Below are 25,831 nucleotides of genomic sequence, written 5' to 3'. Positions count from 1 at the left end.
TTAACGTACTAACGCATTAAAGTGTAGTAATTTCCCTTGAAAAAATTAAAATAATCTCAAAAGCTTACTAAAAGAACTGATATTAAGCTAATCCCGCTCTTTCAAAAATTGTATCTACTTGATTTAAATGATGTTTAGGATCGAAACAATCATCTAGTTCTTCAGGAGTTAATAATTCAGTAACATCACTATCTTGTTCTACTAATTCTCTGAACGGTGTTTTAGTTTCCCAAGATTCCATCGCTTTAGGTTGAACTTTATCATATGCTGCTTCGCGAACCATACCCTTGTTTATTAAAGCTAATAATACACGTTGAGAGAATATTAATCCGAAAGTCTTGTCTATATTCGCAGACATATTTTCTTCATAAACTGTTAGTCTATCAACGATATTAGTGAAGCGATTTAGTCCATAGTCTAATGCGATTGTAACGTCGGGTAACATAATACGTTCTGCAGATGAATGAGAAATATCTCTTTCATGCCATAGTGGAACATTTTCGTACGCCGTAGTAATATATCCTCTTATTACACGTGATAAACCTGTAATATTTTCAGAACCAATCGGATTACGTTTATGTGGCATTGCTGATGAACCTTTTTGTCCTTTAGCAAATGCTTCTTCTACTTCACGTGTTTCTGTTTTTTGTAAGTTTCTAATTTCTACGGCAAATTTTTCCATAGAAGTAGCAATTAATGCAAGCGTTGCAATATAGTATGCATGTCTGTCTCTTTGTAGTGTTTGTGTTGAAACTGGTGCTGCACCAATGCCTAGACGCTCACATACATGTGCTTCAATTTCTGGTGGAATATTAGCGAATGTCCCTACTGCACCACTCATTTTACCTACTTCAATTTCTTCTCTAACACGTTTAAAACGTTCTAAATTACGTTTCATTTCAGTGTACCAAAGTGCCATTTTCACGCCAAACGTTGTTGGTTCGGCATGCACGCCGTGTGTACGACCCATCATCAATGTATATTTATAGTCTTGAGCTTTTTTAGCTAACACTTCGATAAAACGTTCTAAATCTTTTTCAATAATTTCGTTTGCTTGTTTAATAACATAACTTAATGCTGTATCAACGACATCTGTTGAAGTAAGACCATAATGTACCCATTTACGTTCTTCTCCTAACGTTTCCGATACTTGACGTGTAAATGCTACTACGTCATGTCTAGTTTCCTGTTCGATTTCTTGTGCTCTGGCAACATCTACTTTAGCGTTGTCACGTATTTTTTGTACGTCTTCTTGTGGTATGTACCCTAATTTACTCCACGCCTCACAAGCCAAAATTTCTACTTCTAGCCATGCTTCATAACGGTTTTGGTCTGTCCAAATATTAGACATTTCTTCTCTAGAATAACGTTCAATCATTTTATTAAGCTCCAATCATCTTATTTTATATGTTACAAACAGCAAAACATGTACATTATAGATAACTTTATCTATAAAGTTCGTGTTTGTAAGTTCAATTTTAGTTTAACAGAATTAGCGTCAAAAGTATAAACCTTTAAAGCTAACATGTCTTAACATTAAAAATGGCTGAGATACAAAACTTCGTTATCTCAACCATTAGCTGATAATTTATTCGATTAATTTGCCGACAAATTCTATTTCTTGTTTTAAAACGTCAATGCTTCCATTATTATCTTCTTTGTACACTGGTTTTTCAAAACGTTTTACAGGCATGTAACCTTGTTCTCTCATACGTTGTAAACAGTCTTGAATAGTTTCGTCTTCTGCGACTTGAAATTTTTGTTGTTTCTTCATATAGATTCAACTTCATCCGTATCATATTGTTTAAGTTTTTTCGTTTTTAATCCTTTTGCCCAGAAACCACCATGAATTGTACGCGGTTCATATGCAATTACGAAAGCTTTTGCGTCTATTTGTTTGATCGTTTCAATTAATTTAAATTCAAATCTTCTAGGCGTTAAAATTTGAACTACTAAACGATAACCATCTCTACCATGCGCAGTGTAGTGTGTAACCCCATATCCTAAATCTCTTAGTTGCGTTGCTAAATCTAATTCATATTCAGAAGAGGTTACATTCACGACTGTATAGCCAAGTGCCAACTTCTCTTCAATTTTCATTCCTACAATAATACCAATTGAGAAACCGAAGGCATAAGCAACTATATTTTGAATTTGATCTAAACTAGACATGACTAATCCTAGTCCAACTACATAAACAAGTACTTCGACAAAGCTCACTACTGCAGCAATGTAACGATAGCCTTTTAACGTTAAAATAGTACGCATAGTTAAACAAGTGACATAGGCAACATTAATTACAAATATTGCCAATACCATTAACCATGGATTTGATGCTATAACAGACATGACTCTTTCCTTCTTTCATTACATTAAAATCTAGATTATTTTATCAGCGTAATCATCATTTGTCACGATAAATTAATTTTTAGGCCAACTATAACGGGTATAGGCTAACTCTCTTTTATGTGCGTTTTTAACATAATGTTGTTCTATTTTGTCTTTTGCATCACTTGCCACGGCTTTATTTTCTAAATAATCATCTATTTGAGCGTAAGTTACGCCTAAAGCTTCTTCATCGGGTAACTGTGGTTTATCATCTTCAAGATCTGCCGTCGGTATTTTATTATAAAGTTGTTGTGGCGCATTTAAATATTTTAACAATTGGCGTCCTTGACGTTTATTCAAACCAAAAAGTGGTGCAATGTCAGCTGCGCCATCACCGTATTTAGTATAAAAACCTGTTACATTTTCTGCTGAATGATCAGTTCCGACAACTATACCTGATTGATTTGCAGCAATCGCAAATTGCACTTTCATACGCTCTCTAGCTTTTTCATTTCCTTTTTGGAAATCTGTCAGCGTATAGCCTGCTTCTTTTAATGAATCAATACTTTGGTCTACTGCTGGTTTAATATTGACTGTAACTATTTCATCAGGTTCAATAAATTTCAGTGCTTCTTCTACCTCGTTAGCATCTTTTTGTTGTCCATAAGGTAATTTAACTGCAATGAACTTGCACTCTCTATTTTCGTTTCTTAATTCAGTCACAGCTATTTGAAGTAATTTACCCATTAGTGTTGAGTCCTGACCACCGGAAATTCCTAGCACTAAAGACTTTATAAATGAATGTGATTGCACATAATTTTTTATAAAACGTAAGATGTTTCTCATTTCCACTTCATTATCAATTTCAGGTTTAACTTGCATTTCTTTCACGATAATATCTTGTAAATTACTCATGTTCTTCCTCCATCTTTTTAACATGTTCTGCTACTTCAAAGATACGCTTATGTTTATTTTCCCAACAAGCTGTACTTAAATCGACTGGGTATTCTTGTGGATTTAAATAACGCTTATTTTCTTCCCAAAAATAGGACAAACTATCTTTTAAATATGATTGAGCTGCTTGTTCATTTGGTAAATCATAAACTAATTTACCTTCTTTAAAAATATCATGATGTAAGTCTTTTGCGATAAATGATTTTATAAATTTCATCTTATAAGTATGCACAGGATGAAATAATTTTAATGGGGATGTTGCTTCTGGATTTTCATCTTGTAAAGTAATGTAATCGCCTTCTGCTTTTTGCGTATTTTTATTGATTATGCGATAGACATTTTTCTTACCTGGTGTTGTTACTTTTTCAGCATTATTAGAAAGTTTAATTCTATCTGAATAATTGCCTGTTTCATCTTCAATAGCAACCAATTTGTAAACTGCACCTAAAGCAGGTTGATCATATCCAGTAATTAACTTAGTACCAACTCCCCATGAATCTACTCTAGCGCCTTGTGTTTTCAAACTAGAAATTGTTTCTTCATCCAAATCATTTGAAACGATAATTTTAGCTTCTGTAAATCCTGCTTCATCTAACATAGCACGTGCCTCTTTCGATAAATAAGCTATATCACCAGAGTCTAAACGAATACCAATAAAATTTATTTTATCGCCTAATTCTTTAGCTACTTTTATAGCATTTGGCACGCCTGATTTTAAAGTATGGAAAGTATCGACTAAAAAGACGCAATCTTTATGACGTTCAGCATATTTTTTAAATGCTACGTATTCATCGCCATAAGCCTGTACCATAGCATGTGCATGTGTACCTGAAACTGGTATATTGAATAACTTACCTGCACGCACATTACTAGTAGAATTAAATCCACCTATATAAGCTGCTCTCGCTCCCCACAATGCTGCGTCTCTTTCTTGCGCTCTACGCGTACCAAACTCCATCAATGTATCGTTATTAGCAACATGTCTGATACGACTTGCTTTAGTACTAATTAAAGTATGAAAGTTAACAATATTAAGTAACATCGTTTCTATTAATTGTGCTTGAATTAATGGTGCTTCTACTCTAATTAGCGGCTCATTACCAAAGCATAGTTCTCCCTCTTGCATTGAACGGATGTTGCCGGTAAATTTTAAAGTTGCCAAATAATTTAAAAAATCTTCTTTATAACCAATTGATTTTAAATAATCAATGTCAGTTTGTGAAAATTGAAAAGAATTAATATAGTCAATTACACGTTTTAAGCCATTAAATACTGCATATCCACTATTAAATGGCATATTTCTAAAATATAAATCAAAGACCGCTAATCTTTCATGTATCCCGTCATTCCAGTATGTTTCTGCCATATTTATTTGATATAAATCACTATGTAATGTAAACGTGTCATCTTTATATTGGTACACGGTAACCTCTCCATTCGACCTTTTTTCCCATTTTATCATAAATAAGGATATTAAAGCACCTTAAATAACATGGATAAATGTACGTTTTAAATGACATGATTTGCGACAAATTGATGACATTTTGTTTTATTATTATTTATCTTTTAAGACATGAATTATAATATGATTGAGGTGTGAATATGTTAAACGAAGCGAAAAATTTTATTAAAACAATGTACACTGAATTAGATTTTGAACCTGATACTATTACACAAAGATTAAAAGAAGTTGAAAACGAAATTATTCAAACTGGTACTTATTATCATACTCAGCAAGAACTTGAATACGGTGCAAAAATGGCATGGCGTAATTCAAATCGTTGTATAGGTAGATTTTACTGGCAATCTTTAACAGTTAAAGATGCACGCGATATAAATCAAGAACAGGACTTTATCAATACAATCGAAAATCATATTATCCAAGCTACAAATAATGGCAAAATCAAGCCTTACATTACAATATTTCATCCAGAGCATCCACCAAGAATATATAATAATCAACTAATTCGGTATGCAGGTTATACTGATTGTGGAGATCCCGCAGAAAAAGAAGTTACTCGTTTAGCAGAACATTTAGGATGGACTAGTCAACATACACAATTTGATGTGTTGCCATTGATTTATAAATTCCCCAATGGTGCAATGAGTTATCACGACTATCCAAAAGAAATAATTAAAGAAATAACTATTGAACATGATCAATTTCCAAAATTAAAACAACTAGGTTTAAAATGGTATGCAGTACCAATAATTTCAAATATGGAATTAAAGATTGGCGGTATTACTTACCCTACTGCCCCATTTAACGGTTGGTATATGGTCAATGAAATAGCCGTTCGAAATTTTACAGACGTTTATCGTTACAATTTATTGGAAACTGTTGCACACGCTTTTGAATTTGATACACTTAAAAATAATTCATTTAATAAAGACCGTGCTTTAGTCGAATTAAATTATGCAGTCTATCATTCATTTAAGCAGGCAGGCGTTTCTATCGTTGATCATTTAACCGCTTCAAGACAATTTGAAGTTTTCGAAAAAAATGAAGCGAAACGTCAAAGAGAAGTGACAGGAAAATGGTCATGGTTAGTTCCTTCATTATCTCCTACACTGGTTTCGAATTATCACCATGGTTATTCAAATATTATGAAAGATCCAAATTTTCATTACAAAAAAGCACAATCAACCGGTTGTCCTTTTCATTAACACTATTTCATTGAACTTGAGGAGTAAAAATTATGAATTTATATTATTTAGGACCTAAAGGAACTTTTTCCTATTTAGCAGCACAACAATATTTAACCGAAGACGAAGCGACATATATTCCAAAATCTAATTTATATGAAGTTGTTAGTGCGGTATCAAAAGATAATAATGCCGTCGCTGTCGTTCCAATCGAAAACTCGATTGAAGGTACGATAAACATAGTAGCCGACGGATTAACGCAAGAAAATATTTATGCTAAAGGCGAAATTCATTTAGACATACAATTTGCGCTATACGGTAGGGACAATGCAGATGCTTCTAGTATCGAAAAAGTTTATTCCATCGCTCCCGCAATTAGTCAGACAAGCAATTATATACAACAACACAACTTTAACTATGATTACGTGGATAGTACTATCAAAAGTTTGGATCATATCAAACCTGGCGTGGGTGCTATAGCACCACTTGGTAGCGGTGAAGCTTATGGGTATTCTCCAATTGAAAAAAATATTCAAGATTATCCACATAATGTCACACGTTTTTTAGTTGTTAGTAACGAACCGCAACATATCGATGATGCTTCTGACACTATGTTGTTGATTACGCCTGAATATGATAAGCCCGGATTACTAGCTAGCATATTAAATACTTTCGCATTATTTAATATTAACTTATCTTGGATTGAATCACGTCCGCTTAAAACGCAATTAGGCATGTATCACTTTTTTGTTCAAGCAGATGTGCCTACAGGTGCTAATTTAGACAAAGTCGTAACCATACTAAGTACATTAGATTTCCAAGTAAAAATCATCGGTTCTTTCAATAAAATAAATTAAACTGAACTACAAAAAAGCAAGTGTAATTAATTTGAACTGATTCAGCATGTAACTTTAGAAGTTTTTAGTAATAAAGCGAGTCACTTTTTTATAAACAAGCTGATTTCAACTGTTGTTCGATTTAAAACTATTATGATTAAAAGTGAATATTTTAGTAACTTTGCATTCTTAGCCGCTACGATGTTATAATGTGCTTAACAAGGAATCCAATATGGATGCACCAATCCCCTCACTACCGCAAATAGTGAGGGGATTTTTGGTGTGGCTATTTGTCGCCTATTTGTCATTACGATTACGCAGCCAATGCGTAAATAACGCAATAATACAACCATTGATGACTACGGTCATATTGTGAACAAGGAAATCCAACATGAACAACACCTCCTCCCTACGTCAAATTGACGCCTGGGAGATAGGCGACTTCATTATTATATCATTTGTAACTACACAGGTATATTTCAATAAGCGTGCATAAGTAACAGCCGTTTTTGCACCACTCCCGTTGTTAGAATTTAAAACAATTAAGCTACACATTTCCTATAAAATTCAGTAAATGAGTAGCTTAGAAATATTTTATTTAATTATCCATGTAAGTGAAATTATCACCAAATTTTGCGTACTTTTATTATTGTAATTTAACTAATATTAATTCTCTTCATTCGTCGTTCATCAATATCTTGAATAATAAACTGTTCTATATCTTCTGCATGAATTGTTTGTGATACTTCAGAAAAGTTATTTTGTGCTATCATCACAAGCCTATGTTTCACATCATTATAATTTCTTACATGTATAGCGTCATATTTCATTTTGCCCTTAAATTCATTGTGATAAATATTTAAATTTTCTCCCGCTTGAGACGGCTGCTCTATACCTTCAAGATCTTTAGCGTTTTTACCGTCTTTTATACCTAAATACCGTATACCGCCTTGGCAATGTTCAAATAAATTATGATGAATATAGATATTTTTACATTTTAAAGGTGTTAAAGCATAGTATTGTAGATCTTCAAAAATATTATATCGGATATGTACATTTTCATAATATTGGTTATAACGACTTGCATGTGAACCAATCGCCCTATTCCATGGTTGCATATCTTCAGTCGTAGAATTCCCAAAATAGCATCGTTCAATGATAACGTTTTTAGTTATAGTACCATCCGTTGCACCAAACTTCGGAAATGCACCTTTAACTTGAATATCTAATTGAATCGCTTCTGAAAAACCCCTATCTCCTTTTAAGTCATTGAAGCCGACAAAACGACAATCGCTGATATGTAATCCATTAACACCACAGGCATCTAAGGCATGACCACCAACAACATCTTTAACCGTGACGTCAGTAATGGTGATTTCTTGCGCATGTCCGATACACATCGCAGTATTATTAAAAGGTTTTAGCTTACCATTCATATCTAACGTGCCACCGACTATCGTTATATAACTATTACCGTTATATCCATAGTAACGATGAGGTCTTTTACCATTTTTTATTAACGCATCTTTGCCTTGGCGTTTTAATACTGTGTTATTTTCAAGTTTTAATGTCGTACCTGAATATATAACTAACGCTTTTTTTATATAATATTCACCGCTGGGTACATTTATAGTAGTACCGAAATGCTTTTTAGCAAAATTGAGTGCTTTTTGTAAGGCCGCTGTATCTTTTTTAGCATTTTGTCCTTTCAAACCAAATTCGCGCGCGTCAATGTCCAATCCTAGTACCTCCCTATTTTATCTTCTCAATTCACATTTCCTATTTTAAACAAAATAAACTCGCTTATTATTACTATATAAGTTATGCTACTAACTATATTATTGTAAAACATTTTTAACTAATGAGGTGTAAATATTATTATGGCAAACAAGGCATTAATAGTAGTAGATTATTCAAATGATTTTGTGGCTGACAATGGCAATTTAACTTGTGGTCAACCAGCACAAAATTTAGAAGCTTATATTGTTTCTAGAATTGAAAAATATAATAATCAAAAGCAACCTATTTTCATTATGATGGATTTACATTTCGAGAATAACCATCAACATCCTGAAAGTAAATTGTTTCCGCCACACAATATTATCGGTACGCCCGGTCGAGAACTTTATGGCAAAGTGAATGATATTTATCAAAAAATTCAATTTAGTGGCCATGTACATTTTCTAGACAAGACACGTTATGACTCTTTTTGTGGCACTGCTTTAGATTTAATGTTGCGCGAGCGTCACATCGACAGCATTGAAATTGTAGGCGTTTGTACCGATATTTGTGTATTACATACTGCGATAACTGCATATAATTTAGGCTATAATTTATTTATTTCATCTCAAGGGGTAGCCTCTTTCAATCAAACAGGTCACACGTGGGCGTTAGAACATTTTAAAAATTCCTTAGGTGCTTATGTAGAATATCAGTCTTAAATCGTGCTAAAATGATAGAAACTAATTTTTTAAGGAGAATTGATTTATGGCTAAAACTTATATTTTCGGACACAAAAATCCAGATACTGATGCTATTTCATCAGCTATTATTATGTCAGATTTTGAAGCTCAAACTGGAAACAACGAAGCACAAGCATTTCGTTTAGGTGAAGTTGGACCAGAAACTCAATACGCTTTAGATTATTTCAAAGTTGAAGCGCCTGAGTTACTTAATGATAACTTAGCAGATCAAAACGTTATTCTTGTTGACCATAACGAGTTCCAACAAAGTGCTGATACTATTGCAGATGCAACTATCCAACACGTTATCGATCATCATAGAATTGCTAATTTCGAAACTGCTGCTCCATTATATTATCGTGCTGAACCAGTTGGTTGTACAGCAACGATTTTATACAAAATGTATCAAGAGCGTGGCTTTGAAATTAAACCAGAAATTGCTGGATTAATGATTTCTGCAATTATTTCTGACAGTTTATTATTCAAATCTCCAACTTGTACTGAAGAAGATGTAGCTGCTGCAGAAGCATTAAAATCTATTGCGAACATTGATTTAGAATCTTATGGCTTAGAAATGCTAAAAGCAGGTGCTTCAACGGTAGATAAAAGTGCCGAAGAATTATTATCGTTAGATGCCAAATCATTTAATATGGGCAGCCATGTTACACGTATTGGTCAAGTAAATACTGTTGATATTGACGAAGTATTCGACAGACATGATGAACTTGAAACTGCAATGTTAGCAGCAAATAATGAAGAAAATTATGATTTATTTGTACTTTTAGTTACAGACATTATTAATAGCGACTCTAAAATTTTAGTTATCGGTGACGATAAGGATAAAGTTGGAGAAGCATTTAATGTTACACTTGAAAATGGTACTGCCTTTTTACCTGGTGTAGTTTCAAGAAAAAAACAAGTCGTACCACAAATTACTGACGTATTAAGCTAATCAAGTTAAAGCTTGTTTATAATTTTGATGATAACTGGGACATAGCAATGTCCCAGTTTTTATAAATTTATACGTGCTATTTTATTTTCATACGGGAGGAATAACTTTGAACTCTGTCGAACAAACTTTTGAGCAAAGTAAACAATATTTTAAAACGCATGTGACGAAAGATGTTAAGTTTCGTAAACAACAATTAAAAAACTTGAGTAAGAGTATTAAAAATTACGAAACTGAGTTATTAGAAGCTTTTAATGCTGATTTAGGTAAAAACAAAGTTGAGGCCTTTGCTACTGAAATTGGTTTCGTTTTGAAAAGTATTAAGTTAGCACGCAAAGAACTTAAAAATTGGACTAAACGCAAACAAGTTAATACACCTTTATTTATGTTTCCAGCTAAAAGTTATATTATGAAAGAACCATACGGTACCGTATTAATTATTGGGCCTTTTAATTACCCACTTCAACTGGTGATTGAACCTTTAATAGGTGCAATTGCTGCAGGTAATACAGCCATTATTAAACCGTCTGAATTCACACCACATGTCACTAAAGTTTTGCGTAAAATTATTGAAGCAGTGTTCAACCCAGAATATGTAGCTGTAATTGAAGGTGAAGCAGAAACGACACAACAACTTACAGCCTTACCTTTTGATTATATTTTCTTTACTGGTAGTGAAAATGTCGGCCGTTCTGTTTATCAAGCTGCTAGTAATAATTTAACGCCAGTAACATTAGAATTAGGTGGCAAATCCCCTGTCATTATAGATGAATCTGCTAACATCAAAGTTACAAGTGAACGTATTTGTTTTGGTAAATTCACTAATGCTGGCCAAACTTGCATAGCGCCCGACTATATATTAGTTAAAAAATCGATTAAATATAATTTAATCAACGCGCTGAAAGCAACAATATCTGAATTTTATGGTACAGATGTACAACAATCTGAAGATTTTGGCCGTATCGTTAATGAACGTCATTTTTCAAGACTTACTGAGTTGTTAACAGAACAACAGCATAATATTGTTTTTGGTGGTACTACAAATAAAGATACTTTATATATTGCACCAACAATTATAGACAACGTGGACGTTGATGCTAAAATAATGCAAGAGGAGATTTTCGGTCCGTTATTACCAATTGTTACTTATGAAGACTTTGATGAGGCATTAGCATTCATTCAATCTAAACCGAAACCACTGAGTTTATATTTATTTAGCGAAGATGAAAATGCTACTGAACGTGTATTAAACGAACTTTCATTCGGTGGTGGTGCCATTAACGATACATTGATGCACATTGCTAATCCAAATTTACCATTTGGAGGCGTTGGAAATTCTGGTATTGGCCAGTATCACGGCAAATATAGTTTCAATACGTTTAGTCATGATAAATCTTACATTTTCAAAACTACACGTTTAGAATCTAGTGTTATCTTCCCTCCTTATAAAGGTAAATTTAAATATATTAAAACGTTCTTTAATAAATAGTAACTACTAAAAAAAGAGCAACTCAAGATGAGTTGCTCTTTTTTATGTAATGGTTAGTTTTACTATCCAACTTTTTATTGTAAAAATTTAACACATACACCTTCTGCCGCTGCGGCATGGTTATCGATTTGAGTTAATTCGCCAGTATTTTTATCTCTCCTAAATACCGTTAATGCATAGTCGCCTTCTTGGTGTGCACAAACAAGAAAGTCATCCGAATTTGTTATATTAAAGTCACGTGGGAATTCTCCACCACTGTGCGTAAAATTAACTAACTCAAGAGATGAACCATCATTGGATACTTTAAAAATTGCTATACTGTCTTGTCCTCTATTACTTATATATAAAAACTGTTGGTCTCGAGAAAGTCTGACTCCAGCTAATTTTGTATCTCCTGTAAAATCTTCAGGTATTGTGCTATGTCTTTCGACTTCTTTAAATTTACCGTCTTGATAACTAACTACACTGACAATATTTGATAATTCATGTACGACATAAGCGTATTCATTATTAGCGTTAAATGTAATATGACGTGGGCCATCCGCCGGTTCAAATTGAGTCACAGCATATTCAGTCAAACCTTGTTCCCCATATTGATAAGTCACTACTCTATCAGTTCCTAGATCCATAGCCACTACATAATTATCAGGCGTCGTATCTAATAAATGTACATGTGGATGCTCTTGTCTCTCACTAGGTCCCACAGGATAAGTATGTTGTAATTCTTGTATAAGTTTGACTACTTTTCCTGTCGTCGTGTCTAATTCATATATACGCGCTAATCCTGCGCCATAAACAGATTCAAATAAAAATTGGCCGTTTGGAGAAACTGACACATAACAACCTGTTCCAGCAGTAGATTCAAGACATTTATTTATTAAAGTTAGCTGACCATTATCACCGATTTTGAAACTTGCGATACCGCAATCGTCTCCTTCTCGAGTAATGGCATATAAATATGAGTTATATTGAGTTAAGTATGTAGAAGCTTCAACTTCATATCCAGTCTCTATTGTAGCGATTTTACCTGACACTTCATCTAACTCAAAACGGTAAATGCCTTTTCCTTCTTTTTTAGTATATGAACCAACATAACCTATTGTTGCCATGAAAACCCCTCCATTATTGATATAACTTCATTTTATTAAAGTTAGCTAAGAATAACAATTAATTAAATCTCATACTTAACCATTTAACTATAAACTTTTATAGCAAGCATTGTTCATTACTATTCAAATAGACAAATTAACGTTACGATGTTAATCTATGTAAGTTAAATCGCATCGTTTTTCATGCTCATATTAAGAAAATTCGTCGGTGCCTGAGCACTGTTAAAACTACGAAATCGGGTGAATCTAATCATGACATTTTTGGCAATTATCATTTTTGTCTTAACTCTCGTCTTAGTCATTTGGCAACCGAAAGGACTAGATATAGGTATTAGTGCTATGATTGGCGCTTGCCTTGCTTTACTAACAGGTGTTGTTAATTTTGCAGATGTTGTTGAAGTAACACAAATTGTGTGGAATGCTACGTTAACTTTTGTTGCACTTATTTTAATTTCTTTAATTTTAGATACTGTTGGTTTTTTTGAATGGTCTGCTGTCTATATGGTTAAGGCATCACGTGGCAATGGTATTAAAATGTTTATCTATATTATGTTACTTGGAGCAGTTGTAGCTGCTTTTTTTGCTAATGATGGAGCTGCGCTTATTTTAACGCCAATTGTTTTAGCCATCGTACGTACATTAGGTTTTAATAAAAAAGTAATCTTTCCATTTGTTATTGCAAGTGGGTTTATTGCAGATGCCACTTCATTACCTTTTACGATTAGTAACTTAGTTAATATCGTGTCTGCTGATTATTTTAATATTTCTTTCATGCAATATTTTAGTCGCATGATACTACCTGATTTAAGTGCGTTGTTAGCGAGTATAGCCATCTTATGGCTTTACTTTAAACGTTCGATACCGCTTCGATTCGATGCACAACAAATTGAAAACCCTCGCGCTGCCATTAAAGATGATCGCTTGTTTAAAGTTTCTTGGATCGTATTGGCACTTTTACTTGCAGGTTATTTAATCAGTGAATTTGCGCACATACCCGTTTCATTTATTGCCCTATGTGTAGCTTTTATTTTTATATTATTAGCTCGTAAATCACAGGCAGTGCATACTAAAAAGATATTAAAAGAAGCACCATGGAATATCGTTATTTTCTCTATCGGTATGTATCTTGTTGTCTTCGGTTTGAAAAATGTAGGCATCATTCATCTACTAGGCAATGTATTAACATTTATTTCTAATCATAATTTATTTCTTAGTATTATAGGCACTGGTTTTATTTCTGCGTTCTTATCATCCATCATGAATAACCTCCCAACTGTATTAATCGATGCACTTGCCATTAACCAAGCAAACGTTACGAATATGGTTAAAGAAGGTATGATTTATGCAAATGTTATAGGATCAGATTTAGGTCCTAAAATTACACCAATTGGCTCCTTAGCTACATTGCTATGGTTACATGTCCTCACTAATAAAGGTATCAAGATATCGTGGGGTACTTATTTTAAAACAGGCATCGTCATTACGTTACCTGTGCTATTTATTACTTTATTAAGTTTATACTTAACACTCATACTTTTTTAAATCATATATTTTTAGCGGGCGGGACAAAAATCTTATTTTTATAAGAAGCTTTTGTAGCCCTTTCCCGGCAAAGATGACTAGCGTTGACAGTAACTTGATATAAGCGCATGTTCAATTCAGTCATCTATTGTTCGAGTCTGAAGACAATATGATGTCTCAGACTCTTAATTTTTATTGGTAGAACTTTAATTTATTGCCATATCAAAAGTTCTTTCAATATTTCTTTTACTATTTCTGAAAAGTACTTGCATTAATACGAACATATGTTCTATTATTGTAGTGAGGTGATTCGATGATTCCAGATAAATATAAACACGAAACTGATTATAGAAAGATTCCAAGAGAATATCTATGTAAAGATATTCCTATGGGTAGAGGCATGGTTAAGTGGGCACCCTTTGCCACGCTGCCCGAACAGTTTGAAACAATTCAAAACTATATCATTGATCAAAATAAAATTGACCGCCCTATCTTATCGGACGATCAATTAAATGACTTAAATATTCATTTACATCAGTCTTTGCACAACAACCGACCGGTGCAACTTGAGTACTACCAAGCAGGTTGGCTCAAATCATTGTCATTAACGATAAAACACATTGATATGATAAATATGTATCTTACTGGCGTAACACATAATGATAGTGAAGACATTAAAATTCCACTATTAGACGTTACGAAGATACAACAACTTTAGTACTAATAAATAACATATTGAATAATTTATTTACCCAACTTATTTATTGCAATTGTTTTCGTGTGGTTTTTCATTGATTACATTAGCATTAAGCATTTTAAAGATGAACAAATAGCAACACCGTATTAGTAAATTTCATAGACACTCTAAAATTATACAAAAAAATAGAACACATCACGTGTTCTATTTTTATAATTAATTATTAGCTTCAATATCTGATACAATTTCTTTTGTTTTACTTTCAATATCTTCAAAGTCTTTTTTGAAAATATAAGCAAATACTACTGCACCAACACCAGCTAAAAGTGATACAGTTAAGATTGTACCTAGTACAAATTTAATTAAACCTTTAATAAAATTCAACATTCTGATTCACCTCAATAATTTATTAACATCGCTATCATTAATGATAGCATACTTAAAAGCATCAATAAAAGTATACCCATTATTTAGTATATATATTCTAGTAAAAAAACATCATCTTCTATGATATGCTTAAACTATTAAAAGTATATTGCTGTTAAAGGTATAATATTCGATACTTTGTTTAGCATTTATATAATATCATAAATTAAAAAATAGCGATATTATTATTAATCAGGGACATAATAAAAACGACTACTATACAAGTAGCCGTTTGTTTTAAATATTTTTAGTTGTTCCACCAAGTTGCAACTGCTGATTTAACTGCATCATAATAATCTCTCATAATATCACCTCAAAGAGTTAATAAATAATTTATCATCGATGTTATATTCATCATATACACAACTTTTAATAATTGCAATTAATATAAAATTACATTAAAGTTACAATTTTGTCATATAAAGTAACGATAGGAGCGTAGTTAATCATGCAAGATGTAAAATCAGACATAATGACCCATAGAGGTTCTCATTTTGATTTAGGAATTAGAACTGCTCAATGGATGCAACAAACCCCTCTCTTAAAAAATAGAGAACAAGAATGGCGTAAACGTATGCCACGCTTTGATATCAATATCAATGAAACATATAATATATTTCAACATTATGCGCCGCATATATGGGAGGAAATTATGGGGATGCAAGAAGTATTAAATTTACCTACTCGCCAGATGATCTTAAACTTTGCACACTATCGTTTTACACCATTAAAAAATAGTGGTTGTACTGTCTTTCTCGGCAATGATTATATGGTTAGAAACTATGATTATCATCCGGCAACATATGATGCACGTTATTTATTATTCCAACCGAATGATGGTGGTCTAGCACAAATCGGTCCTACTTCACGCGTTACAGGTCGTATGGATGGCATGAACGAAGCAGGATTAGTTATGGCATATAATTTTATGCATCGTAAACATCCTGGTGACGGTTTCGTCTGTTATATGATCGGACGCTTAGTATTAGAATATTGTAAGGACGTTCCCGAAGCAATCCAATTGTTAAAATCATTACCACATAGAAGTTCTTTCAGCTATATTGTGACGGATAAAAATTTAAATCACGCTATCGTCGAAGTAACACCGAGAGGTATAGATGTTAGATATGATAAAACATGTACTAATCATTTCAAATTGCTCACACACGAAAATAGAAACTATACAAAAGAATCCTCAAACCGTTTAGATAGGCTTATCGCCCACTCACCAGAGCAATTCTCAAAGTATGAGGCGTTTAAACTTTTTAATAATCCAGATAACGAAATCTACAGCAAATTATTTAATAGTTGGTCTGGCACAATACATACTAGTATGTATGAACCACAATCCATGTCGGCTTGGATTGCTTTAGGTGAAAATAATAAGCCTACACACTTTAATTTCCAACATTGGTTAGATGGTCAATCACTAGAACTACAAAATTTTACAGGTCACATAGACACAGAGCTAACCTTTGCCACTTATTAATTAAAATGCTCCTTTCAAAGCAATACGCTAATACGTACTTTGAAAAGAGCATTTTTTATTATTTAATATGAATATTACCTGAATTTGTATAAAATTCTAAAACATTATCGCTATTGCCGACTTTACCATTTTTAAAATATTTATTATCTACTTGCGCTTTACCGTCATCAGGATTTAATTTTAACAAAGTATCTTTAGGTTTCGTTGCATAAGACATCAAAATATTTCCTTCGTTAGTCGATGCTTTAATATCAGAAGCGCTTTTCATATGAGTCAATTTAATATTGCTATGTTTTGATAATAAAATCGCACTTTTTAACAGTGAATCTTTTATATTAATTTCTCTTGTTGTTTTAATATCACTATTTTTTATAACACAATTATTTAAATACACTGGCGCGGATTTAGAACGATATTTTAAGTTTTCAAACTGCGTATTTTTCACGAATAAACCATCGCCTCCACTGTAAGTCGTTTTTATATTGACTCTACTCAAATTTAAGTCACTAATATTAATTGTTTCCGAATTTAAATACATGTTTAATGATTTTTCTTGCTTTTTAGGTACAGTAATCGTTAATTCACTATCCATTTTTTTAAAAGGATTAAAGTTCAATCCATAATGGTCTTCATTGTTATTAATTTCATTAATTTTCAAATTACCATTCTGCTTATCAACTTTAATATCTTTCGTACCTTTATAACTGATTGCCAAACGTTTACCGTGTTTCACATTAACTTTAGCTAATTTAGTATTTACATTTAAATAGTTAATAGTTTTATGGTCAAAGTTTTCATGCGTTTTATTCGTTTTATTATCTTGTTTTTCAAATGTAAACCAGGAAATGCATGCCAGTGAAAAACAAATAACAAACAACACCAATCCACTGATGAATAGCTTCTTCATTTAACTGCACTTCCCTTAATGTTTTTTATGTTCCATCGTAAATATTTTAAAATAATACGATAGACTAACTCAGCTAGTTTTAAAATCAACACAAATAATACGATACCTAGCCCTGAGTAAGAAAAGGCAAATAAATAATTGCTAACTGCTAAACTAATATTGCCATTAATTAGTCCGTGTACAATAAGTAAAACTGGTGAAATAAAAAGTAACAAAGCGATTAATAACAATATAAACATAAAAAAGGCAACAAAAACCATAGGAATCAAAATAATAAGCAATGAGACGATCCCCATTCCTAATGAAGCCATAATTGCTTTAAAGATAGTTTGCGCATTTGTTCTATACTCAGCATAGCTAATAGCATTTTGGGCCATTATTTCTTTTCCAATCACTTTTGGTGATTCTAACTCACCCATAATTTGATATTCATTTTTACCTTTTTGCTCTTCTTCAAAAAAATACTCTTCGTACTCATACATTTTTTTATCCCTATCTTTTCTAGGTAAATGATTGAGTTCTTGCTCGAGTTCATTCAAAAAAGTAATTTTATCCATAATACCAACCGCCGTTTAAAATTAGATTATATTAACTAGTCTTACCTTACTAAACACTATAATTTCCAGTTATTTATTAAGTCTATTATTGTTTATAAAACTCAAACTTTTTAATTTTTTCATTCTTAATAACCACGGATAATTTAATATGATGGGTTTTATCCACATAAAGAATCAATTTATATCCCTTTCCTACTTTACGTTCAGTAAAGTTACAACCTAACTTACGCTTAAGTACCTTGAAAGAATCATTAATGTGTAAATGATCGATTGTTTTAATACCTTGATCTTCGGTTAAAGTAATTCCTATTACATCTTTAGATTTCTTAGCAATCTTAACTACTATATTAGGATGATTTACTTTATTATAAAAAGTAAATCTATCCAACTTTATTTTATTATTCTTTTCATATCCTGATTGTTGAAATTGATCACCTACAGTTATACCATCTATTTCAAAAGAGGATAAATCAGTCGATTTTTCATCTTTTATATGTTGGCCAATTACTAATCCAACGATGCTTAGAACAAGAAAAATTATAAATATCATTATTTTGATATATAAATTTTTGTTCATCAATATTTCACACTCCGCCCTTATAATTTTAATATAGCATAGCCTCTTTTCAGTTGCATCTCTCAACCTAATTCGTTAATTTAAAAAGGTATTTTTTAAAGTTTAAATAATTCCACATAATATATTAATTTGCTATAATAACATCAATATCTAAAGGGGGTTACATAATGACAAGCTTGAAAACTTATTTTAATGATAGTCAACCACTCAACGACTATATTGAACAAATGAGTGAAAATAAAGAAGATTTACTTACTATTTACAAATCATTTTCACTGCCTGAAGACGATGATAGACTTACAAAAATTAAGTCATTAAATTATAGTAAAGTATTAGTTATTACGGAAGACTGGTGCGGAGATGCCATGATGAATCTCCCTATATTAAAAAATATTACTGAACAGTTAAACTTAGAGGTTCGTGTTTTCCATCGTGATGATGATACGAATTTAATCGACCAATATTTAACGAATGGAACTGCACGTAGTATTCCAATTTTCGTATTTTTAAATGACGATGATCAACAAGAAACGGTGTGGGGACCGCGCGCAAGACAAGCACAAAAATTTGTTGATGAAAGTCGAGCGCATTTACCTTCAAAAGATGATCCTTCTTTTGAGGAAAAATCAAATGAAGTTCATGCTATTATCGCTAATCGTTATAAAACTGACTCTCAATTATGGAAAGCAGTTTACGATTCAATAATAGAACAGCTACTTCATAAATAACTTATAATTGATATGCGTAAAGCATAATATCGATGTTAACGACTAATAATAATTAAAAGCCCGTTAGATTATTTAATCTAACGGGCTTTTTCCCTATTAGCTGTACCTGTTAAATATCCTTTTTAGCCACGTAAAATAGATTGATAACAAATAATATTATGATTGACGCACTAGAAATAAACCATTGCCAATGCGTAAATGTATAATCTCCAGAAGTTGTTTTATCTGTTAAATAACTAAACGGTATATATTTAAGTGAATCATGAATGTTGTCACCTATTTTAGGAATCATAGGAATAAAGGGCTCAGCAAAAGGTACGATAAATACTAAAAATATGCCTAATGTAAAAATCAATGCCGTTTTGGGCACAATTAATGAGAATAAGTATAACAATATGCCATAAAACAGATGGAACACAATGTAAAAAACTAATAGTTCTAAAAACTTGTTAGTTTCAACATTTTTACCGTCGCAAATGTTTTGAACTACTAAGACAAAAATAGTTAATAAGGCTGTCATAATTATAGCAATTAAAACAATTGAAATAACTTTTGCTATTAAGTAACCAATTCGGCTACCTTTTTTATTCATAAATAATTGAATTGTCCCTTGTGAAATATCACGTGTAATTGTTTTGATTACAAATAGTAAACCAACGATTGAGAAAAACCAACTACCAATAGATAAAATAGTATTACCATTAACTTTATCTAGTTGCTGCATAAATAGTGCTGTCATACCACCTAATGCAAGATAAGTTAAAACAATTGCTAAATAAGTAAGCGGACTTCTCAAAATACTATAGATGTCATATTTTACCAATTGAATACTGTTCATTATTGGCCACCTCTCTGGTTGATATTAAAGTAAGTGTCACGTAGCGAGCTCTTACGTGTTTCAATATATGTTGGATAAACGTCAACACTTGCTAAACCTTTTAATAATGATTGATAATTATTTTGTGCTTTTAATATAATTTCATTTGCAGTTTGGTCAGATTGAATGAAATCACTATGGTCGTTCATATAAGACAATGTTTTTTCAAAATCTGCAGCTTCTACTTTTACAACTGTAGAATCGGAAGTAGTCCCCTGCTTCATATTAATATCTTGAACAAATTGACCATCTCTTAAAAATATTGCTCTATCACAAATTAACTCAATATCTTCTAATTTATGACTAGAGATAAGAATTTTCATATCTAAATCATTTACTAAGGATTGAATCGTTGTTAGCACATCAATTGAACCATCTGGATCCATACCATTCGTTGGTTCATCCAATATTAAATACTTTGGTTTGTTCATTAAAGAAACTGCAATTGCAAGTTTCTGTTTCATACCCATCGAATATTTTTTTACTTTTTTCTTAATATATTCACGCATACCAAATGCATCTATAATACGATTGGCATATTGTTTATCAAACCCTTTACCTAGGACTTGAGCAAATAACTTCAAATTATAAAGACCCGATTTGTTATTGTATAACTTTGGATGTTCGATTAAATAACCTATATTTTCATCTTTAGCAATATCAACTTTACCTTTGAAATTAATAATATTGCCGTTCATAACTTTCATTAAAGTTGTTTTACCAACGCCGTTTTTACCTATTAAACCTACAATTTTACTATCTCCAAAATCAAATTCAATATGATCTAAGACATTGTTACTACCGTAGGTTTTAGTTATATCCTGCAGTTTCATAAGTTCCTCCTCGACACAATGATTTAGTATTTAATACAGTTCACTATTATAGATTAAATCTTAGTAATTTCAAATATACAATTAAAATTTATTTAAAATAAATAGAACAACATACATTTTTAATATGAAGTTTTTAACTAGGACTACATACTATCATAAAAATAGTGCTAACAATACAAAAGTATTAACTTCCCTACCATTAGCACTAAATTTATTTTTTATTGCGTTGCTTAAGTCGATCATTTCTTCTATTTATAAAAGCACAAATCATAAATAAAATTGCAGCGATAAGTAATTTTATCCCCGAAGATTCATTACCAGTAGCTTGTAAATAATAACCAGCTATAAAGACTACAATAGCGATGATGACAAATATTTTAGTTAGATGCTTCATTTTATTCACCTCGGTCACTTTCATTTTATCAAAAATAGCACCATTTTTAAAATTCAGTAAATATAACAAGCTTGCCAGTACACTAATAAATAACGTGTTTTAATATTTAAGTAATAATTATTTAGACCAATTATTTTCAAAATTGCCGAGTTTCCAAACTAATGTAGAAATTAGCCATGCAATTATAAATAAAATAACTAAAACATAACCTAAATAATCAAATTTAATAGCTTGCACGTTAGACCAAAAAGCATTATTTAAATGTAATTGATCTGCAGCCAATTGCAACAATTCGATAATACCAATAATTAATGCTGCAACGACTGAGATTGCAGTAATCGTCACATTATAGTAAATCTTACGTACTGGATTAAAGAATGCCCAATTATAAGCTGATTTCATCAATATTCCATCTAATGTATCGAGTAAACTCATACCCGCTGCAAATAAAATAGGCAACGCTAAAATACCTATGAATGGTAATGCTTGTTGAGAAGCACCAGAAGATAAAGCTAATAACGCAATTTCACTCGCCGTATCAAAACCAAGACCAAATAAAAATCCTAATGGCAAAACATGCCAACTTTTGCTAATTATTTTAAAATACGGTCCAACAAATCTAGTTAAGAAACCTCTTGCCGCTAATAATTCGTCAATTTCTTCATTCTTTATATGTTGATGTCGTAGTTTTATGAATAGTTTAATTAGCGACACTAAAATAATTAAATTCAAAACCCCAATTAATAATAAAAATGCACCTGACACAATCGTGCCTACCGTACCGCCTATTTCTTGAAAATGAGGTAATGCTTGCTTTGCCCATGTTACCGAAATTCCTAACAACACAGCCATGATAAAGACCACGGATGAATGACCAATTGAAAAATAAAATCCTACCCCTGCTGGGTCTTTACGTTGTTGAATTAACTTACGCACAGTATTATCAATGGCAGCGATATGGTCTGCGTCAAACGCATGTCTTAAACCTAAAGTATATGCTAAAATACCCATACCGATTAATATTGGATGTTCGTTTCCAACTATCCATAAAAAGCTAAAACCTAATATATGCAATAAGATGACTATCAATATATAAGGCAACCAACTGATATTATTCTGACCAAAAAGATTCACTTAGGTACCCACTCTCTATAACAATTTTTGTAATTAATTAAAATTATATTTTTAAGAATAGCATTATTGTATAACTTGACAACAACCGTAAACAAGTATGATTCCTTTTTAAAGAGATAAATAATTTAAAAAGCGTACATTATAACTTATCGCAAATGAATTGTTTGCACTAGAATAGAAGTAATGCTACACTAAAATTGTATCCACAGATTATACTACACAAACCCCAAGTCTGATTGCGCCAGACTTGGGGTTTTTTTGTGCAAGGCCACTACTTATCTTTCCATTTGTGTTCTAACCAAATTCGAAAAACAACTAGCACACTCCCCGATAATAAAGTTGCCATTGCCTCTTGCCACCACGTCATATACTACACCTCCTACAAAATTTGACATGCAGGATTTCGATGGCCTATCCATATTCTAACATAAAAACAGAACGTATGTTCGTATTTTAATTGATAAATTCTATTTTTTTAAATTAAATAGTGCGAAGACTTTAACTTTAATTCATTTCAAGATAATATAAGTAATGAGAATGAAATAGTAAAAGAGAGGTTGAGTCCAACATGAATCCTTTAGCCTTAGACTTAAATGAACAATTATCTAATGCGAAGCCAGAAATTGCGGATATGTTATCTGATCTTGGTAAATTAATGTATTACCCAAAAGGCATCTTATCACAATCCGCTGAAGCTAAATCAACACAATATAACGCTACCATCGGTATGGCTACATACAAAAATAGTAAAATGTATGCTGATACTTTAAATGACGTTTTTAACCATTTAGAACCTGATGATATATTTCCTTATGCTCCACCTCAAGGTATAGAACCATTACGTGACTTATGGCAACAAAAGATGTTGAAAGAGAATCCTGATTTATCACAAGCATCAATGAGCCGTCCTATATTAACGAATGCCTTAACTCATGGTTTATCACTTGTCGGTGATTTATTCGTTGATAGTCAAGATACTATCCTTTTACCAGATCACAATTGGGGTAATTATAAATTAGTCTATTCAACAAGACACGCAGCTGAAATACAAACTTATTCAATCTTTGACGATGAAGGTCATTATTCTACAAATTCTTTAGTAAAAACGTTAGATAATTATGATCAAGAAAAAGTTATTTTAATACTTAACTATCCTAATAACCCAACTGGTTATACGCCTACTAAAGATGAAGCTAACACAATTGTAGAAGCGATTAAAAACTTAGCACAAAGAGGCACTAACGTTATAGCTGTCGTTGACGATGCATATTATGGATTGTTCTATGAAGATGTATTTACACAATCTTTATTTACACCATTAACCAACTTACAATTAGATAATTTATTACCTATTCGTTTAGACGGTGCTACAAAAGAATTTTTCGCTTGGGGATTACGTGTAGGTTTCCTAACTTTCGGATTACATGATGATATTACAAAATCAGTATTAGAGGCCAAAGTAAAAGGACTTATTAGAAGTAATATATCAAGTGGTCCAATGCCATCCCAAAGTGCTATTAAATATGTATTAGAAAACAACGATAAATTCGACCAAGAAATTCAACATAATATAGATGTATTAGAAGCACGTTACAAAGTAACTAAAGACGTTGTCTACGATGATAAATATGCAACATCTTGGCAACCATATGACTTTAACTCTGGTTATTTTATGGCTTTAAAAGTTCATGGTGTTGATCCAGAACAATTACGTGTTCACCTTATCGAGAAATATTCTATTGGTATTATCGCACTGAACGATACAGATATTCGTATAGCATTTAGTTGTGTAGAAAAAGACGATATCCCACATGTATTTGATGCTATTGACAAAGCTATTAAAGATTTACAAAATACTTAATTATATAAAAAGCGCTTAATGGTATTTAACCATTAAGCGCAATTTTTTATCTTTCTGATTTTAAAACTCTAGTCATTTCTTCAATTTTACCTGCATGTAAAGGTATATGAACCGCGTTTAAAGTAAGTAATTCATCTAATGTATTACAACCAGCAATCGTTTCTGATAACTTTTGTTCAAGTTGTACGTCAGTTAGGTTTCTCGCACGTTCAGGTAATGTTTTAATATTTTTAATGATTTCATCAATAGCTGGCACTTCTGCAGAGTCCCAATCTTTAGGATTAGTTCCATAACCAAATAGACTTGAATACAAATTAATATCTACTACATTTTGTTCACTTAGTGATAAGGCCGATTCAAAAATGGTTAATACATGACCATATTGCCAATGTAATGTATTTGGAAATACATCATTTTGATAATCAAGCACCTCTTCTACTCCCCATTTATCATATACAGATACAATATATTTCGTGCCCATCTCAATTACATCAAAAACGTTTTTTTTCGTCATAACGTAGACATCGTCCTTTCTTTTATTAGTAATTTTAAGTAACATTAACTTACTAATTTTATTCTACATCAAATAACTTAACTTTACCTTTTATAGAGTCTATATATTTGTAAATATTATTGATGTTATTTTTTTTTGAAACAATAAACTATCGGCTTAATAATTAAAATAATAACAATAATAATGATGATTGATAATAATATAAGTAATGATTTCCCATATCTTTTTAGGATTAATATTTAAACCTATGCCATGTCCTTTTTTGTAAAAAGGCTCCCTCTTACTATTCCTAATTTCTAAACACCTCGATGTTTGTGCATGTTACCGCAAATTTAATGAAGAAATTATTTAGAATAGATAAATCTTTTGCTGTTATTCCTTTAACCCTTATTCATATCCATCTAAAAATCAGTTTAATCGTCTTTTTAAAATTTCATATAATTCGAACACGTTTTTCTTTCAAACGGTGTCTTACTTTGTTTTCAATTTTGGCTTTAGATTGTCCTCTTTTCATAAGCACTTAAATTGCTCATACATTATTCT

The 25,831-nt window shown here is 31.8% G+C and carries 28 protein-coding genes; 10 read left to right on the top strand and 18 right to left on the bottom strand.

From position 1 onward, the window contains the following. Positions 1 to 82: 82 nt before the first annotated feature. From purB to RPL90_RS02420, 5 genes are all read right to left on the bottom strand, one after another. A complete protein-coding gene (gene purB / locus RPL90_RS02440; RefSeq protein WP_313542602.1) occupies positions 83 to 1,378 on the bottom strand; it encodes an adenylosuccinate lyase in 1,296 nt (431 codons plus the stop codon). 210 nt (positions 1,379 to 1,588) lie between these two features. Next, the gene (locus RPL90_RS02435; RefSeq protein ID WP_313542588.1) at positions 1,589 to 1,774 is read right to left on the bottom strand and encodes an NETI motif-containing protein; all 186 of its coding nucleotides are present in this window, start codon (positions 1,772 to 1,774) and stop codon (positions 1,589 to 1,591) included. Further along, positions 1,771 to 2,349: a DUF2179 domain-containing protein gene (locus RPL90_RS02430; RefSeq protein WP_195719474.1), complete on the bottom strand. Its 579-nt coding sequence runs from the start codon at positions 2,347 to 2,349 to the stop codon at positions 1,771 to 1,773. Before RPL90_RS02430 ends, RPL90_RS02435 begins: the two co-directional genes overlap by 4 nt. Positions 2,350 to 2,421: 72 nt before the next feature. Next, complete coding sequence (gene nadE / locus RPL90_RS02425) at positions 2,422 to 3,243, bottom strand: ammonia-dependent NAD(+) synthetase (protein ID WP_313542561.1); 822 nt, start codon at positions 3,241 to 3,243, stop codon at positions 2,422 to 2,424. Further along, the gene (locus RPL90_RS02420; protein WP_313542533.1) at positions 3,236 to 4,705 is read right to left on the bottom strand and encodes a nicotinate phosphoribosyltransferase; all 1,470 of its coding nucleotides are present in this window, start codon (positions 4,703 to 4,705) and stop codon (positions 3,236 to 3,238) included. Before RPL90_RS02420 ends, nadE begins: the two co-directional genes overlap by 8 nt. Positions 4,706 to 4,884: 179 nt before the next feature. Between RPL90_RS02420 and RPL90_RS02415 the strand changes: the two genes are divergently transcribed. Beyond that, on the top strand, positions 4,885 to 5,949 hold the full coding sequence (locus tag RPL90_RS02415) for a nitric oxide synthase oxygenase (RefSeq protein ID WP_313542517.1): 1,065 nt from the start codon (positions 4,885 to 4,887) through the stop codon (positions 5,947 to 5,949). A gap of 32 nt (positions 5,950 to 5,981) precedes the next feature. After that, positions 5,982 to 6,785 carry a prephenate dehydratase gene (locus tag RPL90_RS02410; RefSeq protein ID WP_313542502.1) on the top strand — a complete coding sequence of 268 codons (804 nt, stop codon included), beginning with the start codon at positions 5,982 to 5,984 and terminating at the stop codon, positions 6,783 to 6,785. Positions 6,786 to 7,061: 276 nt separating this feature from the next. Here RPL90_RS02410 and RPL90_RS02405 read toward each other — a convergent pair whose 3' ends face one another. Next, positions 7,062 to 7,157, bottom strand: coding sequence for a type I toxin-antitoxin system Fst family toxin (locus RPL90_RS02405; RefSeq protein WP_313542462.1), 96 nt, complete (start codon positions 7,155 to 7,157; stop codon positions 7,062 to 7,064). Between the two features lie 263 nt (positions 7,158 to 7,420). Continuing rightward, positions 7,421 to 8,503 (bottom strand): glycosyl hydrolase family 28-related protein, encoded by a 1,083-nt coding sequence (locus RPL90_RS02400; protein ID WP_313542446.1) that lies wholly within the window; start codon positions 8,501 to 8,503, stop codon positions 7,421 to 7,423. Between the two features lie 141 nt (positions 8,504 to 8,644). On the opposite strand from RPL90_RS02400, the gene RPL90_RS02395 reads away from it, so the two are divergent. The 3 genes from RPL90_RS02395 (at position 8,645) to RPL90_RS02385 (ending at position 11,664) form a co-directional block, all read left to right on the top strand. Next, complete coding sequence (locus tag RPL90_RS02395; RefSeq protein WP_313542429.1) at positions 8,645 to 9,205, top strand: cysteine hydrolase family protein; 561 nt, start codon at positions 8,645 to 8,647, stop codon at positions 9,203 to 9,205. A 46-nt stretch (positions 9,206 to 9,251) separates the two neighbouring features. Continuing rightward, positions 9,252 to 10,178: a manganese-dependent inorganic pyrophosphatase gene (locus RPL90_RS02390; protein ID WP_195709241.1), complete on the top strand. Its 927-nt coding sequence runs from the start codon at positions 9,252 to 9,254 to the stop codon at positions 10,176 to 10,178. Positions 10,179 to 10,284: 106 nt separating this feature from the next. Beyond that, positions 10,285 to 11,664 (top strand): aldehyde dehydrogenase, encoded by a 1,380-nt coding sequence (locus tag RPL90_RS02385; protein WP_313542393.1) that lies wholly within the window; start codon positions 10,285 to 10,287, stop codon positions 11,662 to 11,664. 74 nt (positions 11,665 to 11,738) lie between these two features. Here the strand turns inward: RPL90_RS02385 and pglS are convergent, their stop codons facing one another. Continuing rightward, the gene (gene pglS / locus RPL90_RS02380; RefSeq protein WP_313542373.1) at positions 11,739 to 12,773 is read right to left on the bottom strand and encodes a 6-phosphogluconolactonase; all 1,035 of its coding nucleotides are present in this window, start codon (positions 12,771 to 12,773) and stop codon (positions 11,739 to 11,741) included. Positions 12,774 to 13,025: 252 nt separating this feature from the next. Between pglS and RPL90_RS02375 the strand changes: the two genes are divergently transcribed. Both RPL90_RS02375 and RPL90_RS02370 read left to right on the top strand, forming a co-directional pair. Then, a complete protein-coding gene (locus RPL90_RS02375) occupies positions 13,026 to 14,315 on the top strand; it encodes an arsenic transporter (RefSeq protein ID WP_313542357.1) in 1,290 nt (429 codons plus the stop codon). Positions 14,316 to 14,607: 292 nt separating this feature from the next. Further along, positions 14,608 to 15,012, top strand: a complete 405-nt coding sequence (locus RPL90_RS02370) for a YolD-like family protein (protein ID WP_313542340.1) — start codon at positions 14,608 to 14,610, stop codon at positions 15,010 to 15,012. Between the two features lie 195 nt (positions 15,013 to 15,207). Here RPL90_RS02370 and RPL90_RS02365 read toward each other — a convergent pair whose 3' ends face one another. Beyond that, positions 15,208 to 15,378 (bottom strand): hypothetical protein, encoded by a 171-nt coding sequence (locus tag RPL90_RS02365; RefSeq protein ID WP_103295289.1) that lies wholly within the window; start codon positions 15,376 to 15,378, stop codon positions 15,208 to 15,210. A gap of 487 nt (positions 15,379 to 15,865) precedes the next feature. Here RPL90_RS02365 and RPL90_RS02360 point away from each other — a divergent pair, with 487 nt between their 5' ends. Continuing rightward, positions 15,866 to 16,906, top strand: a complete 1,041-nt coding sequence (locus RPL90_RS02360) for a C45 family autoproteolytic acyltransferase/hydolase (protein WP_313542303.1) — start codon at positions 15,866 to 15,868, stop codon at positions 16,904 to 16,906. Between the two features lie 58 nt (positions 16,907 to 16,964). Here RPL90_RS02360 and RPL90_RS02355 read toward each other — a convergent pair whose 3' ends face one another. The 3 genes from RPL90_RS02355 to RPL90_RS02345 form a co-directional block, all read right to left on the bottom strand. Next, positions 16,965 to 17,813, bottom strand: a complete 849-nt coding sequence (locus tag RPL90_RS02355; protein WP_313542301.1) for a DUF4097 family beta strand repeat-containing protein — start codon at positions 17,811 to 17,813, stop codon at positions 16,965 to 16,967. Further along, positions 17,810 to 18,370 carry an HAAS signaling domain-containing protein gene (locus RPL90_RS02350; RefSeq protein ID WP_313542299.1) on the bottom strand — a complete coding sequence of 187 codons (561 nt, stop codon included), beginning with the start codon at positions 18,368 to 18,370 and terminating at the stop codon, positions 17,810 to 17,812. Before RPL90_RS02350 ends, RPL90_RS02355 begins: the two co-directional genes overlap by 4 nt. A gap of 85 nt (positions 18,371 to 18,455) precedes the next feature. Beyond that, entirely contained in the window at positions 18,456 to 18,950 is a 495-nt protein-coding gene (locus RPL90_RS02345; RefSeq protein WP_313542297.1) for a hypothetical protein, read from the bottom strand. Between the two features lie 164 nt (positions 18,951 to 19,114). On the opposite strand from RPL90_RS02345, the gene RPL90_RS02340 reads away from it, so the two are divergent. Next, a complete protein-coding gene (locus RPL90_RS02340; RefSeq protein ID WP_313542295.1) occupies positions 19,115 to 19,675 on the top strand; it encodes a thioredoxin family protein in 561 nt (186 codons plus the stop codon). Between the two features lie 109 nt (positions 19,676 to 19,784). On the opposite strand, the gene pmtD is transcribed toward RPL90_RS02340, so the two are convergent. The 5 genes from pmtD to RPL90_RS02315 all read right to left on the bottom strand — a co-directional run bounded on the left by pmtD (position 19,785) and on the right by RPL90_RS02315 (position 23,280). Further along, entirely contained in the window at positions 19,785 to 20,513 is a 729-nt protein-coding gene (gene pmtD / locus RPL90_RS02335; protein WP_313542293.1) for a phenol-soluble modulin export ABC transporter permease subunit PmtD, read from the bottom strand. Then, positions 20,513 to 21,385 carry a phenol-soluble modulin export ABC transporter ATP-binding protein PmtC gene (pmtC, locus tag RPL90_RS02330; RefSeq protein WP_313542291.1) on the bottom strand — a complete coding sequence of 291 codons (873 nt, stop codon included), beginning with the start codon at positions 21,383 to 21,385 and terminating at the stop codon, positions 20,513 to 20,515. The genes pmtD and pmtC overlap by 1 nt, the downstream gene beginning before the upstream one ends. Before the next feature lie 211 nt (positions 21,386 to 21,596). Next, positions 21,597 to 21,779, bottom strand: coding sequence for an SE1626 family protein (locus tag RPL90_RS02325; RefSeq protein WP_313542289.1), 183 nt, complete (start codon positions 21,777 to 21,779; stop codon positions 21,597 to 21,599). 117 nt (positions 21,780 to 21,896) lie between these two features. After that, entirely contained in the window at positions 21,897 to 22,913 is a 1,017-nt protein-coding gene (locus RPL90_RS02320; protein WP_313542287.1) for a HoxN/HupN/NixA family nickel/cobalt transporter, read from the bottom strand. 271 nt (positions 22,914 to 23,184) lie between these two features. Further along, positions 23,185 to 23,280, bottom strand: coding sequence for a Trp-rich small protein (locus RPL90_RS02315; RefSeq protein ID WP_313542285.1), 96 nt, complete (start codon positions 23,278 to 23,280; stop codon positions 23,185 to 23,187). Between the two features lie 201 nt (positions 23,281 to 23,481). Here RPL90_RS02315 and RPL90_RS02310 point away from each other — a divergent pair, with 201 nt between their 5' ends. Next, a complete protein-coding gene (locus RPL90_RS02310) occupies positions 23,482 to 24,774 on the top strand; it encodes an aminotransferase class I/II-fold pyridoxal phosphate-dependent enzyme (RefSeq protein WP_313542283.1) in 1,293 nt (430 codons plus the stop codon). Positions 24,775 to 24,820: 46 nt separating this feature from the next. Here the strand turns inward: RPL90_RS02310 and RPL90_RS02305 are convergent, their stop codons facing one another. After that, a complete protein-coding gene (locus RPL90_RS02305; protein ID WP_313542281.1) occupies positions 24,821 to 25,288 on the bottom strand; it encodes a DinB family protein in 468 nt (155 codons plus the stop codon). Positions 25,289 to 25,831: the final 543 nt, after the last annotated feature.

Origin of the sequence: Staphylococcus kloosii (assembly GCF_032139365.1) — a bacterium.
Lineage (GTDB): Bacteria > Bacillota > Bacilli > Staphylococcales > Staphylococcaceae > Staphylococcus > Staphylococcus kloosii_A.
This window is presented reverse-complemented; position numbering and strand designations above follow the sequence as displayed.